Origin of the sequence: Streptomyces fradiae, from assembly GCF_041270065.1 — a bacterium.
Taxonomy (GTDB): domain Bacteria; phylum Actinomycetota; class Actinomycetes; order Streptomycetales; family Streptomycetaceae; genus Streptomyces.
Window position 1 is genome coordinate 6,004,742 of record NZ_CP065958.1, and the last position, 15,382, is coordinate 6,020,123.

Annotated in this window: 10 protein-coding genes; 7 read left to right on the plus strand and 3 right to left on the minus strand. The window is 73.3% G+C overall.

The annotated features are described in order from the left end of the window. The first annotated feature begins 47 nt into the window (after positions 1 to 47). On the plus strand, positions 48 to 1,631 hold the full coding sequence (locus JAO84_RS27490) for a M1 family metallopeptidase (RefSeq protein ID WP_370415224.1): 1,584 nt from the start codon (positions 48 to 50) through the stop codon (positions 1,629 to 1,631). Positions 1,632 to 1,753: 122 nt separating this feature from the next. Next, positions 1,754 to 3,247, plus strand: coding sequence for a GTPase HflX (gene hflX / locus JAO84_RS27495; protein WP_265864871.1), 1,494 nt, complete (start codon positions 1,754 to 1,756; stop codon positions 3,245 to 3,247). A 101-nt stretch (positions 3,248 to 3,348) separates the two neighbouring features. Here hflX and JAO84_RS27500 read toward each other — a convergent pair whose 3' ends face one another. Continuing rightward, complete coding sequence (locus JAO84_RS27500; protein WP_370415225.1) at positions 3,349 to 4,524, minus strand: serine protease; 1,176 nt, start codon at positions 4,522 to 4,524, stop codon at positions 3,349 to 3,351. Positions 4,525 to 4,692: 168 nt separating this feature from the next. Next, positions 4,693 to 5,868 carry a serine protease gene (locus tag JAO84_RS27505; RefSeq protein ID WP_370415226.1) on the minus strand — a complete coding sequence of 392 codons (1,176 nt, stop codon included), beginning with the start codon at positions 5,866 to 5,868 and terminating at the stop codon, positions 4,693 to 4,695. Between the two features lie 336 nt (positions 5,869 to 6,204). On the opposite strand from JAO84_RS27505, the gene JAO84_RS27510 reads away from it, so the two are divergent. The 5 genes from JAO84_RS27510 to JAO84_RS27530 are packed head-to-tail and all read left to right on the plus strand — an operon-like array spanning position 6,205 to position 14,458. After that, on the plus strand, positions 6,205 to 7,821 hold the full coding sequence (locus JAO84_RS27510) for a diaminobutyrate--2-oxoglutarate transaminase family protein (protein WP_370415227.1): 1,617 nt from the start codon (positions 6,205 to 6,207) through the stop codon (positions 7,819 to 7,821). A gap of 50 nt (positions 7,822 to 7,871) precedes the next feature. Beyond that, complete coding sequence (locus tag JAO84_RS27515) at positions 7,872 to 9,779, plus strand: IucA/IucC family siderophore biosynthesis protein (protein WP_370415228.1); 1,908 nt, start codon at positions 7,872 to 7,874, stop codon at positions 9,777 to 9,779. A 52-nt stretch (positions 9,780 to 9,831) separates the two neighbouring features. Further along, positions 9,832 to 10,569, plus strand: a complete 738-nt coding sequence (locus tag JAO84_RS27520) for a GNAT family N-acetyltransferase (protein WP_370415229.1) — start codon at positions 9,832 to 9,834, stop codon at positions 10,567 to 10,569. Between the two features lie 59 nt (positions 10,570 to 10,628). Beyond that, entirely contained in the window at positions 10,629 to 12,428 is a 1,800-nt protein-coding gene (locus tag JAO84_RS27525; protein ID WP_370415230.1) for an IucA/IucC family siderophore biosynthesis protein, read from the plus strand. 50 nt (positions 12,429 to 12,478) lie between these two features. After that, positions 12,479 to 14,458, plus strand: a complete 1,980-nt coding sequence (locus tag JAO84_RS27530; protein WP_370415231.1) for an ATP-dependent DNA helicase — start codon at positions 12,479 to 12,481, stop codon at positions 14,456 to 14,458. A gap of 95 nt (positions 14,459 to 14,553) precedes the next feature. On the opposite strand, the gene lexA is transcribed toward JAO84_RS27530, so the two are convergent. Then, the gene (gene lexA, locus JAO84_RS27535) at positions 14,554 to 15,342 is read right to left on the minus strand and encodes a transcriptional repressor LexA (RefSeq protein ID WP_265864878.1); all 789 of its coding nucleotides are present in this window, start codon (positions 15,340 to 15,342) and stop codon (positions 14,554 to 14,556) included. Positions 15,343 to 15,382: the final 40 nt, after the last annotated feature.

Genomic DNA, 15,382 nt, shown 5'->3' on the forward strand with positions numbered 1-15,382 from the left:
GCGCGAGTCGCCCCGGGGAGCGGCCCGGGCCCTGGTAGCGGTAGCGCATGTCGCTCCCCTCCCGTGCCGTCCCCGCCCCGCAGCCGCCCCCACGCGCGCGTGCGCCACGACCGGTCCCCCCACCGACCCCACGACCGGCGTCCCGGCCGGCGCCACGCGCGCGTGCCCGTGCGCTGCGCTCCGCCGTGCTCGTCGCCCTCTCCGCGGGCCTGGTCGCCGCCGCGCTGCCCGCCCCCGCGCCCCTCGGGATCGGCGACCCGCTCTTCCCGCAGCTCGGCAATCCCGGCTACGACGTCCTCTCGTACGACATCGCGCTCACCTACCCGGGCAAGAACACGACACCGCTCTCCGGCACCACCACCATCGAGGCGCTGGCCACCGACGATCTGGAGCGGATCAACCTCGACTTCACCCACGGCACCGTCTCCGCCGTCACCGTGGCCGGCGAGCCCGCCGAGTTCGCGAGCAGCGGCGAGGACCTGGTGATCACCCCGGCCCGCCCGGTCGAGGCCGGCGAGGACGTCGAGATCGCCGTCACCCACACCAGCGACCCCCGGGGCCCGGCCGACTCCGGAGGCTGGGTCCGCACCGGCGACGGCCTCGCCATGGCCAACCAGGCCGACGCCGCCCACCGGGTCTTCCCGTCCAACGACCACCCCTCCGACAAGGCGTACTTCACCTTCCGGATCACCGTCCCCGACCGCTTCACCGCCGTCGCCAACGGCCTGCCCCAGAGCCGGGAACAGCACGACGGCAGCACCACCTGGACCTACCGCACCGTCCACCCCATGGCCACCGAGCTCGCCCAGGTCTCCATCGGCGAGTCCGCCGTCGTGCACCGCAGCGGCCCGCACGGCCTGTCCGTCCGCGACGTGATCCCCGCCGCCGACAAGGAGCGCCTGGAACCCTGGCTGGCGCGCACCCCCGGACACCTGGAGTGGCTGGAGCAGCGGGTCGGCCCGTACCCCTTCGAGAACTACGGGGTGCTGATCGCCGACGCCGACACCGGCTTCGAGCTGGAGACCCAGACCCTCTCGCTCTTCGAGCGCCGGCTCTTCACCGAGCCCGGCTTCCCCGAGTGGTACGTCGAGTCCGTCATGGTCCACGAGCTCGCCCACCAGTGGTTCGGCGACAGCGTCTCCCCGCGCGCGTGGTCCGACCTGTGGCTCAACGAGGGGCACGCCACCTGGTACGAGGCGCTGTACGCGGAGGAGAACGGCGGGCCCACCCTGGAGCGGCGCATGAAGGCCGCCTACGCCGCCTCCGACCGGTGGCGCGCCGACGGCGGCCCGCCCGCCGCGCCGAAGCCGCCCGCCCCCGGCGAGAAGATCAGCCTCTTCCGGCCCGTCGTCTACGACGGCGCCGCCCTGGCCCTCTACGCGCTGCGCGAGGAGATCGGCACCGAGGCCTTCGGCCTCCTGGAACGCCGCTGGGTGGCCCAGCACAAGGACGGCACCGCCACCACCGCCGACTTCACCGCGCTGGCCGGCGAGATCGCCGGGCGCGACCTGAGCGCCTTCCTGCACGCCTGGCTGTACGGGGCGAAGACCCCGCCCATGCCCGGGCACCCCGACTGGAAGGCGCGGCAGCCGGTCGCCGAGCGGCCGCCGAAGGCCGCGAAACCGGGGTGACGGGCCCCCTCCGGCCGTGTCACCATCGTCGGGTCGGCGACGCGGCCGGACGGGCGGGAATTCTTCCGCCGCGTCACGCGTTGTGACCGGCACAACGGATTTCTCTTCGACGTAAGGATCAAATGACCTCCTCTTCATCCCCTTCCCAGGACAAGCAGAGCTTCGCGGACACCCGCCGCACCGAGAGCCTTCGGGCCGATGCCCTGATGGAAGAGGACGTCGCCTGGAGCCACGAGATCGACGGAGAGCGGGACGGCGAGCAGTTCGACCGCTCCGAGCGTGCGGCCCTGCGCCGTGTCGTGGGCCTCTCCACCGAGCTCGAGGACGTCACCGAGGTCGAGTACCGGCAGCTGCGCCTGGAGCGCGTCGTGCTGGTCGGCGTATGGACCTCGGGGACGGTGCAGGACGCGGAGAACTCGCTCGCCGAGCTCGCGGCCCTCGCCGAGACGGCGGGCGCCCTCGTGCTCGACGGCGTCATCCAGCGCCGCGACAAGCCGGACCCGGCCACCTTCATCGGCTCGGGCAAGGCCCAGGAGCTGCGGGACATCGTGCTCGAGACCGGCGCCGACACCGTCGTCTGCGACGGCGAGCTCAGCCCCGGCCAGCTCATCGCCCTCGAGGACGTCGTCAAGGTGAAGGTGGTCGACCGGACCGCCCTCATCCTCGACATCTTCGCCCAGCACGCCAAGTCGCGAGAGGGCAAGGCACAGGTCGCCCTCGCGCAGATGCAGTACATGCTGCCGCGCCTGCGCGGCTGGGGTCAGTCGCTGTCCCGTCAGATGGGTGGCGGCGGCGGTGGCGGCATGGCCACCCGTGGTCCCGGTGAGACCAAGATCGAGACGGACCGGCGACGGATCCGCGAGAAGATGGCGAAGATGCGCCGGGAGATCGCGGAGATGAAGACCGGCCGCGACATCAAGCGCCAGGAGCGCCGGCGCCACAAGGTGCCCTCGGTCGCCATCGCCGGTTACACCAACGCCGGAAAGTCGTCCCTGCTCAACCGCCTCACGGGCGCGGGCGTGCTGGTGGAGAACGCGCTGTTCGCCACCCTCGACCCGACCGTGCGCCGGGCCGAGACGCCGACCGGCCGGGTCTACACCCTGGCCGACACCGTCGGCTTCGTCCGGCACCTGCCCCATCACCTGGTCGAGGCCTTCCGCTCCACCATGGAGGAGGTCGCCGACTCCGACCTCATCGTGCACGTGGTGGACGGCTCGCACCCGGCCCCCGAGGAGCAGCTCGCCGCCGTGCGCGAGGTGTTCCGCGAGGTCGGCGCGGTCGACGTGCCGGAGATCGTGGTGATCAACAAGGCGGACGCGGCGGACCCGCTGGTGCTCCAGCGGCTCCTCCGGATCGAGAAGCACTCGATGGCCGTCTCCGCCCGCACGGGCGAGGGCATCGCCGAGCTGCTCGCGCTGATCGACGCCGAGCTGCCGCGCCCGCAGATCGAGATCGAGGCCCTCGTGCCGTACACGCAGGGTGGTCTGGTCTCCCGCGTGCACAGCGAGGGCGAGGTGATCTCCGAGGAGCACACCGCGGAGGGCACCCTGATCAAGGCCCGCGTGCACGAGGAACTGGCGGCGCACCTCGCGTCGTACGTCCCCGCCGCGCACTGAGCCGACAGGCGACAGGCACGACGAAGGCGCCGGCCGCCTCCCGCGAGGGAGACGGCCGGCGCCTTTCGTTCTCTACGAGCTGCCGGAGCTGCCCGAGCGGGTCAGCGGAACTTCTTGCTGATCATCTCGTGGGCCGCCTTGGCGCCCTGGCCCAGCTGCGGTCCGGCCAGCCAGCCGTTGCTCCCGGCCGGGCCGATCGAGGTGTTCGACACCAGCGCCGTGGTGCCGTTGGGCAGCACCCGGAACCAGCCGCCGCCCGACGAACCGGCGGTCATCGTGCAGCCGATCCGGTACATCACCGGAGTGGCCGGCGCCGTGCTGAGGCGCGTGGCCCGGTCCAGGCACTTGTGCATGATCACGCCGTTGTACGGCGCCGCTCCCGGGTAGCCCCAGGCGCCGATGGTGCCGGCCTGCGCGGGCTGCGGTGCCGAGAAGTCGATCGGCAGGGCCGCGCCGACGGTCTCCTCCAGGGACTTGCGGCCGTTCTGCGGCTGCACGTGCAGCACCGCGTAGTCGTACGGCCAGGCCTGGTTGGTGCCGCCGCGCTGGATCCACTCGCCGGAGGTCACGGCCCAGTCGGCCCAGTACTGGCCGTAGGGGTAGATCTCGTACCCCTGCGCGTTGCGCAGCGAGGCCGGGGACTTGCCCTTGTCGTTGAAGGCCGGCGCGAACATGATGTTGCGGTACCAGCCGCCGCGCTGGCCCGCGTGCACACAGTGGCCGGCGGTCCACACGAGGTTGGACTTGCCGGGGTGGCGCGGGTCCTTCACGATCGTGCCCGAGCAGGCCATGGAGCCCTCGGGCGCGTCGAAGAAGATCTTGCCGACGGGCGCCGCGTAGCGGTGGTACGGGGTCTTCTCGCGCTGCGCCGTCACCGGCCGCGGCGTCGGGTCGCTGCCCCCGGCGGTCGCCTGGGTCTCGACCGTCTGGTCCGGGCTCTTCGCGGACTGCATCCGCTCGCCGTCCCAGAGACCGTCGATCACCGGGTTGACGAAGTCCTCGGCCTCACGGAGCCAGGTGTCCTTGTTCCAGTTCTTCCACTCGCCGTCCTTCCACTTGTCCAGGTCGACGCCGTGCTTCTTGAGCTTGTCGGCGAGGTCCTTCGGAAGGCCGGCATCGGCACCGGAGCCGCCCTCGGACGGGCTCGCGGTCGCCGTCTGATCGGCGGGCTTGTCGGCCGCCGGAGTCTCCGTCGGGCCGCAGGCCGTGGCGGTCAGCGCCAGCGCGAGCGCGGCCGCGACGCCGCCGGCGGCGGGCAGGAGTCGTATCGAACGCATGAAGTGGTGTCCCCCTGGGATGTCCGGCGCGCCCGGCCGGGAGGACACGGCACGTCGCCGCTGCCGCCCTGTCGCCATGGACGCGTCACATTGCGGTGCACAGTATGCCCGCGGAATGCCCTTGGAGCCGGGCGGGACCGGGGGCCCCGCCCGACTTCGTACAAGGTCTTACTGGTTCGCGTACTTCTTGCTCACACCGTCGTACAGCGCCTTCGCCTCGGCACCGAGCCGCGGACCGGCCAGCCAGCCCGCCGTCACCGGACCGATCGAGGTGTTCGACACCAGCGCCGGCTTGCCGTCCTGGCCGGCGGCCACCCAGCCGCCGCCGGACGAACCGCCCGTCATGGTGCAGCCGATGCGGTACATCGTCGGCTGCTCGGCCTTGATGGACAGCCGGCCCGGCTTGTCCGCGCACTGGAACATCTTCTGCCCGTCGAAGGGCTTGCCCGCCGGGTAGCCGGTCGCCGTCATGCTCGCGATCTTCGGCACCGCCGGCGCGTTGAACTCCACCGGGAGCGCCGAACCGACCGTCTCCTCAAGAGACTTGCCGTTCCCGCCCTTCTCCGGCGTCACGTGCAGCACCGCGAAGTCGTACGGCGCGCCCTTGCCGCCGGTCTGGCCGCCCTCGTCGATCCACTGCTGCGAGGTCTGCGCCCAGTCGCTCCACCACACGCCGTAAGGAGCGATCTGCTCGCGGGTGGCGTTCTCAAGCGCGGAGGTCGGCTTGCCGTCGTTGTTGTACGAGGGGACGAAGGCGATGTTGCGGTACCAGCCGCCCTTCTGACCGGCGTGCACACAGTGCCCGGCCGTCCAGACCATGTTGGACTTGCCCGGGTGTGCCGGGTCCTGCACGACCGTCGCCGAGCAGACCATCGAACCCTCGGGCCCGTCGAAGAACACCTTGCCGGAAGCGGGGGAGTTCTCGTGGTACGGCGCCTGCACGGCCTTCGCCGGCACCTTGGCCGGCGTCGGGTCGGTCACGCCCTTGTCACCCGAGATGTCCTCCTCCTCGACCGGCTTGTCGGGGCGCTCGGCGTCCCGCATCCGGTCCGGGTCCCAGAGGTCCTCGATGATCGGGTTGACGAAGTCCTTCGCCTCGCGCAGCCACTTGTCGCGGTCCCAGTTCTTCCACTCGCCGCCGCGCCACTTGTCGACGTCGATCCCGTGCTCCTTCAGACGGTCCTTCAGGTCGTCCGGAATCGTGATCTTGCCGTCGGCGGAAGGCGTCACGGCGGTGGGCTTGTCACCCCCCGCGTTGTCCTCGGTCGGACCGCAGGCAGTCGCCGTCAGCGTCAGCGCCGCGACGGCGGACGCTGCGGCCAGCAGCGGACGAATCGATCGCATCTCGTGATCCCCCTGGGACTACGTCAACTTGTGCATCAGTTACTTGTGCATCAGTGAACAGCTGCGGCACGGCGCACCGTGCCGCGTGAAGCCCCCACTATGCCGGTGCCGGAGGGGACGGTACGACGCAGGTCCGCGGTTCCGCCCCCGGCACGGCCGTTGCCGTGCCGTGATCCGGGACACGCCAAGGAACTTGGCTCCGGCCCGTGATCCCCGGCAGACACCGTCGTTGGTACGTACGGGGGACACACCGGCAGCCTTCAGGACGCCCTTCCCGGGCCGCCCTGCAACGTACCGATGTGCAACGCAACCGTTACAGCGGGAGGACGCCGAGCCGTGGCCGTGACCGAACCAGCTCCGGCCGTACCACCGGGCGCGCGGAGCCGCGAGGAGCAGCGCGCGACCGGCGAGGGGGGCGCCCACGAGGGCATCCTGCGCCGCCAGGCGCAGCGCGAATCCGCCGCGCGCACCTACGCGCGCTCGCTGCCGATCGTCCCGGTCCGGGCCCGGGGACTCACCATCGAGGGCGCCGACGGGCGCCGTTACCTCGACTGCCTGTCCGGCGCGGGCACCCTCGCACTCGGGCACAACCACCCGGTGGTCCTGGAGGCCGTCCGCAAGGTCCTCGACTCGGGCGCCCCGCTGCACGTCCTGGACCTCGCCACCCCGGTCAAGGACGCCTTCGTCACCGAGCTGTTCGCCACCCTGCCGGCCGAACTCGCCGCCGACGCCCGCATCCAGTTCTGCGGCCCTGCCGGCACCGACGCCGTCGAGGCCGCCCTCAAACTCGTCCGCACCGCCACCGGCCGGCGCGGCGTCCTCGCCTTCAGCGGCGCCTACCACGGCATGACGGCCGGTGCCCTCGACGTCTCCGGCGGCGCCGAGGACGTCCGGGTCGCCCGGCTGCCCTATCCGCGCGACTACCGCTGCCCGTTCGGCGTCGGCGGCGAGCGCGGCGCCGAACTCGCCGCCCGCTGGACCGAGACCGTCCTCGACGACCCCAAGAGCGGCATCCCCGACCCCGCCGGGATGATCCTCGAACCCGTCCAGGGCGAGGGCGGCGTCATCCCCGCCCCGGACAGCTGGCTGCGCCGCATGCGCGCGCTCACCGAGGCCCGCTCCATCCCGCTGATCGCCGACGAGATCCAGACCGGCGTCGGCCGCACCGGCGCCTTCTGGGCGGTCGACCACGCCGGCGTCGTCCCCGACGTGATGGTCCTCTCCAAGGCCATCGGCGGCTCCCTCCCGCTCGCCGTCGTCGTCTACAAGGCAGGGCTCGACGCCTGGGAGCCGGGCGCCCACGCCGGCACCTTCCGCGGCAACCAGCTCGCCATGGCCGCGGGCGCCGCCACCCTCGCGTACGTCAGGGAGAACGGCCTCGCCGAGCGCGCCGGCCTGCTCGGCGCCCGCCTGATCGGCCGCCTCCAGGGCCTCGCCGCCGCCCACCCGTGCGTCGGGGACGTCCGGGGCCGCGGGCTGATGCTGGGGGTCGAGCTCGTCGACCCGGAGTACGGGACGGGGCCTGGCGGCGGCGGTCCCGGGACCGTGGGCGCCGCCGGATCCGGAACGTCCGGTCCCGGGCGGTACGGCTCCGGGCTCGACGGTCCGCGAGGCGCGGGTCCCGGGCTCGACGGTCCGCGGAGCGCGGGTCCTGGGACCGACGGTCCGGGGTCCGGAGCCGCCTGGGCCACCGGACCCGGTACCGACGACCTCTCCGGTCTCTCCGGCCTCACCCCGCCGCCCGACCCGGAGCTCGCCGCCGAGGTGCAGCGCCAGTGCCTCGACCGGGGCCTGATCGTCGAACTCGGCGGCCGGCACAACGCCGTCGTCCGGCTGCTTCCCCCGCTCACCCTCACCGACGAGCAGGCGGAAGCCGTCCTCGACCGCTTCGCCGACGCCCTGGCCGCGGCCGAACGCGCCCACCGGTCCCGCCCGTCCGGGCCGTCCCGCTGAACCCCGGACCGATTCCCGCCCGGTCCCCTCCCCCCTCCCGAGGAAGTCCCGTGAACCCCACCACGACCACCCCCACGACCGACCCCGCGGCCCCGGCCCCGGCCACGGCCACGAGCACCGCCACCGCCACCGCGCCGATCCCGCGCCAGTTCCCGGGCCCGCACCCCGGCCCGTACACCGGCGGGCAGAGCGACCCGGTCAGGGACGCGCAGACCGACCCGCTGGACGACGCCGACCCCGCGCGCGCCGCCGACGCCGCCGCTGTCGAGAACCTGCTGCGCTGCTGGGTACGGGAGAAGAACCTGCCGGCGCCCGAGCCCGGCGCCACCGGCGCGGGCGACACCCTGCGCGTCCCGCTCGACGCCAGCGGCACCGCCCTCCTCGTCCCGGTCCGCCACTGGTCGCCCACCGGCTGGCACCGCTTCGGTGCGCCCGCCCTCGAAGGGCTCCCCGGCACGGCGCCCGCCGTCGACGCCGTTACCCTCGCCGCCCTGCTCGGCCGCGAGACCGGCGGCTCGGGCGGCACCGAGGCCACCGAACTCGTCGGCCGGGTCGCCGACTCGGCCCGCCGCACCGCCGAGTTCATCGCCGAACGCCGCCGCGACCCGCGCCCCGCCCCCGGCGCCGACCTCTTCCTCAGCGCCGAGCAGTCCCTGCTGCTCGGCCACCCCCTCCACCCCACCCCCAAGAGCCGCGAAGGACTCTCCGAGGCCGAGGCCCGGCTCTACTCACCCGAACTGCACGGCTCCTTCCCGCTGCACTGGATGGCCGTCGACACCGCCGTCCTCGCCACCGACTCCGCCTGGACCGAACAGGGCCGCCCGGTCGCCGCAGCCCAGCTCACCGCAGGACTCGCCGAGGGGCTCGACCTCCCGGCCGGCACCGTCGCCCTGCCCCTGCACCCCTGGCAGGCCCGCGAGCTGCGGCACCGCCCCGCCGTCGCCGCCCTCCTCGACGCCGGACTCCTCCACGACCTCGGCCCGTACGGCGACCCCTGGCACCCCACCTCCTCGGTCCGCACCGTGCACCGCCCCGGCGCCCGCGCCATGCTCAAGCTCTCCCTCGGCGTCCGGATCACCAACTCCCGCCGGGAGAACCTCCGCAAGGAACTCCACCGCGGCGTCGAGGTGCACCGCCTCCTCCGCACCGGTCTCGTCGACCAGTGGCAGGCCGCCCACCCCGGCTTCGACATCGTCCGCGACCCGGCCTGGCTCGCCGTCGACACCCCCGACGGACAGCCGCTGCCCGGCCTCGACGTGATGATCCGGCACAACCCCTTCGGCCCCTCCGACGACGCCGTCTGCCTCGCCGGGCTCACCGCCCCGAGGCCCTGGCCCGGCTCGACCCGGATGCGCTCCCGTCTCGCCGACCTCGTCCTGCGGCTCGCCGCCCGCACCGGCCGGCCCACCACGGCCGTCGCCACCGAGTGGTTCCTGCGCTACCTCGACCTCGTGGTCCGCCCGATCCTGTGGCTGGACGGCCACGCCGGCGTCGCCCTGGAGGCCCACCAGCAGAACACCCTGGTCCTCCTCGACCCCGAGGGCTGGCCCACCGGCGGCCGCTACCGCGACAACCAGGGCTACTACTTCCGCGAGTCCCGCCGCGACGAACTGGAGAGCCGGCTGCCCGGCATCGGCTCCGTCAGCGACACCTTCGTCTCCGACCAGGTCACCGACGAGCGCTTCGCCTACTACCTCGGCATCAACAACGTCCTCGGCCTGATCGGCGCCTTCGGCTCCCAGCACCTCGCCGACGAACGCGTGCTGCTCGCCGCCCTGCGCCGCTTCCTCACCGGCGCCACCGGCCTCGGCTCCCCGCTGCCGCACCGCCTCCTGGAGGCCGCCACCCTGCGCTGCAAGGCCAACCTGCTCACCCGGCTGCACGGCCTCGACGAGCTCGTCGGCCCCGTCGACACCCAGTCCGTGTACGTCACCGTGACCAACCCGCTGCGCGCCTGACCGGTCCCCCTCGCCGCCCAGCCCACCCCGACCGCCGAGAGGAGAGCGCCCCGTGCCTCCCACCGAAGCACGCCCCGAAGCACTCCGCCCTGGTGCCGCGCCGCCGCCCGGCACCGGGCCGAGCCCGGACGACACCCTCGACCTGCACCTGCCCGAGGAGTTCCTCGCCCTCCTCGCCCCCGGCGAACGGTCCCCGGCCGCCACCGACCGTGCCGACGACGACCTGCTCGACCACGTCGCCGACTGGCGGCCCGCCGACACCCCGGCCGGGCGCTTCGCGCTCGTCCCCGTACGCCTCGACCACGACCTGCCGCTCGTCGCGGGCTGGATGAACGACCCGGCCGTGGCCGCCTTCTGGGAGCTCCAGGGCCCCGAGAGCGTCACCGCCGACCACATCCGCGCCCAACTCGACGGCGACGGACGCAGCGTGCCCTGCCTCGGCGTCCTCGACGGCACCCCCATGAGCTACTTCGAGATCTACCGCGCCGACCTCGACCCGCTCGCCCGCCACTACCCGGCGCGCCCGCACGACACCGGCGTCCACCTGCTCATCGGCGGCGCCCGCGACCGCGGCCGCGGCCTCGGCACCACCCTGCTGCGCGCCGTCGCCGAGCTCGTCCTCGACCACCGGCCCCGGTGCACCCGGGTCCTCGCCGAACCCGACCTGCGCAACACCCCGTCCGTCGCCGCCTTCCTCGGCGCCGGATTCCGGCTGTCCGCGGAGGTCGACCTGCCCGACAAGCGCGCCGCGCTCATGGTCCGCGACCGGGATCTGCGCCACGTGCTCTGACCACCCACGACTCAGCTCCACCGCGCGACCCACCGCGGTGCCCACCCCGAGGAGTCCCCGTGTCGACGTCCCCTGCACCCCACGACTCCGCCCCGCCGACCCTGCACAGCCCCCCGGAACTGACCGCCGGGGCCTGGGCACGGGCCGGCGCCCGGCTGCTCGCCAAGACCGTCGCCGAGTTCGCGTACGAGGGCATCGTCCAGCCCCGTCCGGTACGGCCGGGACCGGACGGCCACTACGCCTTCGCCCTCGACGACGGCGGCGTGCTCGCCTTCACGGCCCGCCGCGGCGCGTACGACAGCTGGCGGATCAACCCCGGCTCGCTCACCCTCGACGGCAAGCCGGCCGGCGACCCGCTCGACTTCCTGGTCCGCGCCCGCCGGCTGCTCGACCTCGACGGCGCCACCCTCGGCCACCTCATCCGCGAACTCACCACCACCCTCGCCGCCGACGTCCGGCTCGACCGCACCGCGCTGCCCGCCGCCCGGCTCGCCGAGCTCGGCTACGCGGAACTGGAGGGCCACCAGACCGGCCACCCCTGGCTCGTCCTCAACAAGGGCCGGGTCGGCTTCTCCGCCGCCGACGCCGCCCGCTGGGCCCCCGAGGCCCGCCGCCCCACCCGGCTGCCGTGGATCGCCGTCAGCAGCCGGCTGGCCGCCTACCGGGGTGTGACCGGCCTCGACACCCCCGACCGGCTGTACGAGCGGGAGCTCGACCCCGAGGTCCGCGCCGCCTTCGACGGCGTGCTGCGCGAGCGGGGCCTCGACCCCGACGCCTATCTGCTGCTGCCCGTCCACCCCTGGCAGTGGGACGAGATCCTGCTGCCGCTGTACGCCCCCGCCATCGCCTCCGGAGCGGTCGTCCCGCTCCCCGCCGACGGCGACCTCCGGCTGCCGCAGCAGTCCATCCGTACCTTCCTCAACACCAGTCGCCCCGACCGGCACACGGTCAAACTGCCGCTCTCCGTCCTCAACACCCTGGTCTGGCGCGGACTGCCCACCGAGCGCACTCTCGCCGCTCCCGCCGTCACCGCCTGGGTGCACGGACTGCGCGACGCCGACCCCTTCCTGCGCGAGGAGTGCGGGGTGATCCTCCTCGGCGAGGTCGCCTCCGTCACCGTCGAGCACCCGCTCTACGACCGGCTGCCGGAAGTGCCGTACCAGTACAAGGAACTCCTCGGCGCGATCTGGCGCGAACCCCTCAGGCTGCCCCCGGGCGAGCGCGCCCGCACCCTCGCCTCGCTCCTGCACACCGACCCCGACGGCCGGGCCTTCGCCGCCGAGCTCGTCGAGCGCTCCGGCCTCGCCCCGCGGGCCTGGCTGCAGCGCCTCTTCGCCGCCCTGCTGCCGCCGCTGCTCCACTTCCTCTACCGGTACGGCACGGTCTTCTCCCCGCACGGCGAGAACGCGATCGTGGTCTACGACGAGCAGGACGTGCCGGTCCGCCTCGCGATCAAGGACTTCGTCGACGACGTCAACATCAGCGCCGTGCCGCTCCCCGAGCACGCCACGATGCCCGACGACGTACGGGCCGTGCTGCTCACGGAGGAGCCCGACTTCCTCACCCAGTTCATCCATTCGGGCCTTTTCGTGGGCGTCTTCCGCTACCTGGCACCGCTGTGCGAGGAGCAACTCGACGTCCCGGAGGAGGAGTTCTGGACCCTGGTACGCGCCGAGATCCTGCGCCACCAGAGCCGCTTCCCGGAGCTGAAGGAACGCTTCGAGCTGTTCGACCTGCTGGTGCCGCGGATCGAGCGGCTCTGTCTCAACCGCAACCGGCTCCACCTCGACGGCTACCGCGACCGCCCCGAGCGGCCGCACGCGGCCGTCGACGGCACCGTCCCGAACCCGCTCGCGTGAGCGCGGGGAGGGACCGCGGTGTCAGTGCCGCCCCGTAGGGTGGAAGGGCTATGACGAAGCCATCCCTCCCCGATCTCCTCCACGCCGCCGTCTCCGCCGTCGGCGGTGTGGAGCGCCCCGGCCAGGTCACCATGGCCGAGGCCGTGGCCGAGGCCATCGACGACGGTTCCCACCTTCTCGTCCAGGCCGGCACCGGCACCGGCAAGTCCCTCGGCTATCTCGTGCCGGCCCTCGCCCACGGGGAGCGCGTGGTGGTCGCCACGGCCACGCTGGCACTGCAGCGCCAGCTGGTCGAGCGCGACCTGCCGCGCACGGTGGACTCGCTGCACCCGCAGCTGCGCCGCCGCCCGGAGTTCGCCATGCTCAAGGGCCGGTCGAACTATCTGTGTCTGCACCGGCTCCACGAGGGCGTGCCGCAGGACGAGGAGGAGGGCCTCTTCGATCCTTTCGAGGCGGCGGCCCCCACCAGCAAGCTCGGCCAGGACCTGCTGCGGCTGCGCGACTGGTCGGACGAGACGGAGACCGGTGACCGGGACGATCTGACGCCGGGCGTTTCCGACCGGGCGTGGGGCCAGGTCTCGGTCTCCTCGCGGGAATGCCTGGGTGCGAGCAAGTGCGCGTACGGGGCGGAGTGCTTCGCCGAGGCCGCCCGCGAGCGCGCCAAGCTCGCCGAGGTGGTCGTCACCAATCACGCGCTGCTCGCCATCGACGCCATCGAGGGCGCCCCGGTGCTGCCGCAGCACGAGGTGCTGATCGTCGACGAGGCGCACGAGCTGGTCTCCCGGGTGACCGGGGTGGCCACCGGCGAGCTCACCCCGGGCCAGGTGAACCGGGCGGTGCGCCGGGCGGCCAAGCTGGTCGACGAGAAGGTCGCCGACCAGCTGCAGACCGCCGCCGAGGGCTTCGAGAAGCTGATGGAGCTGGCGCTGCCGGGCCGGCTCGAGGAGATCCCGGAGGACCTGGGCTACGCGCTGATGGCACTGCGCGACGCCTCCCGCGCGGTGATCACCGCGCTCGGCTCCACCCGCGACCGCTCCGTGCAGGACGAGGACGCCGTGCGCAAGCAGGCCCTCGCCTCCGTGGAGACCGTGCACGGGGTCGCGGAGCGGATCACCCAGGGCTCGGAGTGGGACGTCGTCTGGTACGAGCGGCACGACCGCTTCGGCGCCTCGCTGCGGGTCGCGCCGCTGAGCGTCTCCGGGCTGCTGCGGGAGAAGCTCTTCGCGGACCGCTCGGTGGTGCTGACCTCCGCCACCCTCAAGCTGGGCGGCGACTTCAACGGGGTGGGCGCCTCGCTGGGCCTCGCCCCCGAGGGCACCCAGGGCGAGGACGTGCCGGTGTGGAAGGGCATCGACGTCGGCTCGCCGTTCGACTATCCCAAGCAGGGCATCCTCTATGTCGCCAAGCATCTGAACCGGCCCGCCCGGGACGGGGAGCGCGGCGACATGCTGGACGAGCTGACCGAGCTGATGCAGGCCGCCGGCGGGCGCACGCTCGGCCTGTTCTCCTCGATGCGGGCGGCCCAGCAGGCGGCGGAGGAGCTGCGCACCCGGATCCCCGAGCTGCCGATCCTGCTCCAGGGCGAGGACACCCTCGGCGAGCTGATCAAGAACTTCTCGGCGGACCCGAAGACCTGTCTCTTCGGCACGCTCTCCCTCTGGCAGGGCGTGGACGTGCCGGGGCCGAACTGCCAGCTGGTCGTCATGGACAAGATCCCCTTCCCGCGCCCGGACGACCCGCTGATGAGCGCCCGGCAGAAGGCGGTCGAGGACGCCGGGGGCAACGGGTTCATGGCCGTCGCGGCGACCCACGCGGCCCTGCTCATGGCCCAGGGCGCCGGCCGTCTCGTACGGGCGACGGGCGACCGGGGCGTCGTCGCGGTCCTGGACCCGCGCCTCGCGACCGCCCGCTACGGCAGCTACCTGAAGGCCTCGCTGCCGGACTTCTGGTACACGACGGACCGCAACCAGGTCCGTAAGAGCCTGGCGGCCATTGACGCGGCGGCCACCAAGGCGGCCGCGGAGGCGTAGCCGTAGGGGAAGGTCTGGGGGCTCTGCGGACACAGCAGGGCCCCGGGACCGGCGCAGTGGGTCCCGGGGCCCGGTTCAGGGCCGGCGAGGTGGGGTCACACCCGTCGCAGCACGGCGACGACCTTGCCGAGGATGGTGGCCTCGTCGCCGGGGATCGGCTGGTACGCCGAGTTGTGGGGCAGCAGCCAGACGTGCCCGTCCTCGCGCTTGAAGCGCTTGACGGTGGCCTCGCCGTCGAGCATGGCGGCGACGATGTCGCCGTTCTCGGCGACGGGCTGGCGGCGGACCGTGACCCAGTCGCCGTCACAGATCGCGGCCTCGATCATGGAGTCGCCGACCACCTTGAGGACGAACAGCTCACCGTCGCCGACCAGCTGCCGGGGGAGCGGGAAGACGTCCTCGACGGACTCCTCGGCCAGGATCGGCCCACCGGCGGCGATCCGGCCGACCAGAGGGACGTAGGAGGCGGCGGGCTTGCCGGTGGTGTCGGTGGGCTGGGTGCTGGGCTGGTCGGAGCCGCGCACCTCGTACGCACGGGGGCGGTGCGGGTCGCGGCGCAGGAAGCCCTTGCGCTCCAGAGCCATCAGCTGGTGTGCCACGGAGGAGGTGCTGGAGAGGCCGACGGCCTGGCCGATCTCGCGCATCGACGGCGGGTAGCCGCGGCGCTGGACGGAGTCGCGGATGACCTCGATCACCCGGCGCTGGCGGTCGGTGAGGCCGGAGCTGTCGGCCCGGATGCCTGGAGGTCGTCCGGGGAGCGAGCGCGCGGGTCGGCCGGGCTCCTCCCCGCTCATGGCGGCGTCATTCATCGCATGCACCGTCTCGAGTCGGCCCTGGGAGCGGCCCTGGGCAGTGATGGTGGCACTGTCTGCGGTGGTGGTCACGTCGTCGGCCCCTCTCGAATGTTCTCCCTGGCTGGCACAA

What these genes read in the sequence shown, in the direction of transcription:
- JAO84_RS27490 (WP_370415224.1), top strand. Translation starts at nt 48, where the DNA reads ATGTCGCTCCCCTCCCGTGCCGTCCCCGCCCCGCAGCCGCCCCCACGC.
- hflX (WP_265864871.1), top strand. Translation starts at nt 1,754, where the DNA reads ATGACCTCCTCTTCATCCCCTTCCCAGGACAAGCAGAGCTTCGCGGAC.
- JAO84_RS27500 (WP_370415225.1), bottom strand. Translation starts at nt 4,524, where the DNA reads ATGCGTTCGATACGACTCCTGCCCGCCGCCGGCGGCGTCGCGGCCGCG.
- JAO84_RS27505 (WP_370415226.1), bottom strand. Translation starts at nt 5,868, where the DNA reads ATGCGATCGATTCGTCCGCTGCTGGCCGCAGCGTCCGCCGTCGCGGCG.
- JAO84_RS27530 (WP_370415231.1), top strand. Translation starts at nt 12,479, where the DNA reads ATGACGAAGCCATCCCTCCCCGATCTCCTCCACGCCGCCGTCTCCGCC.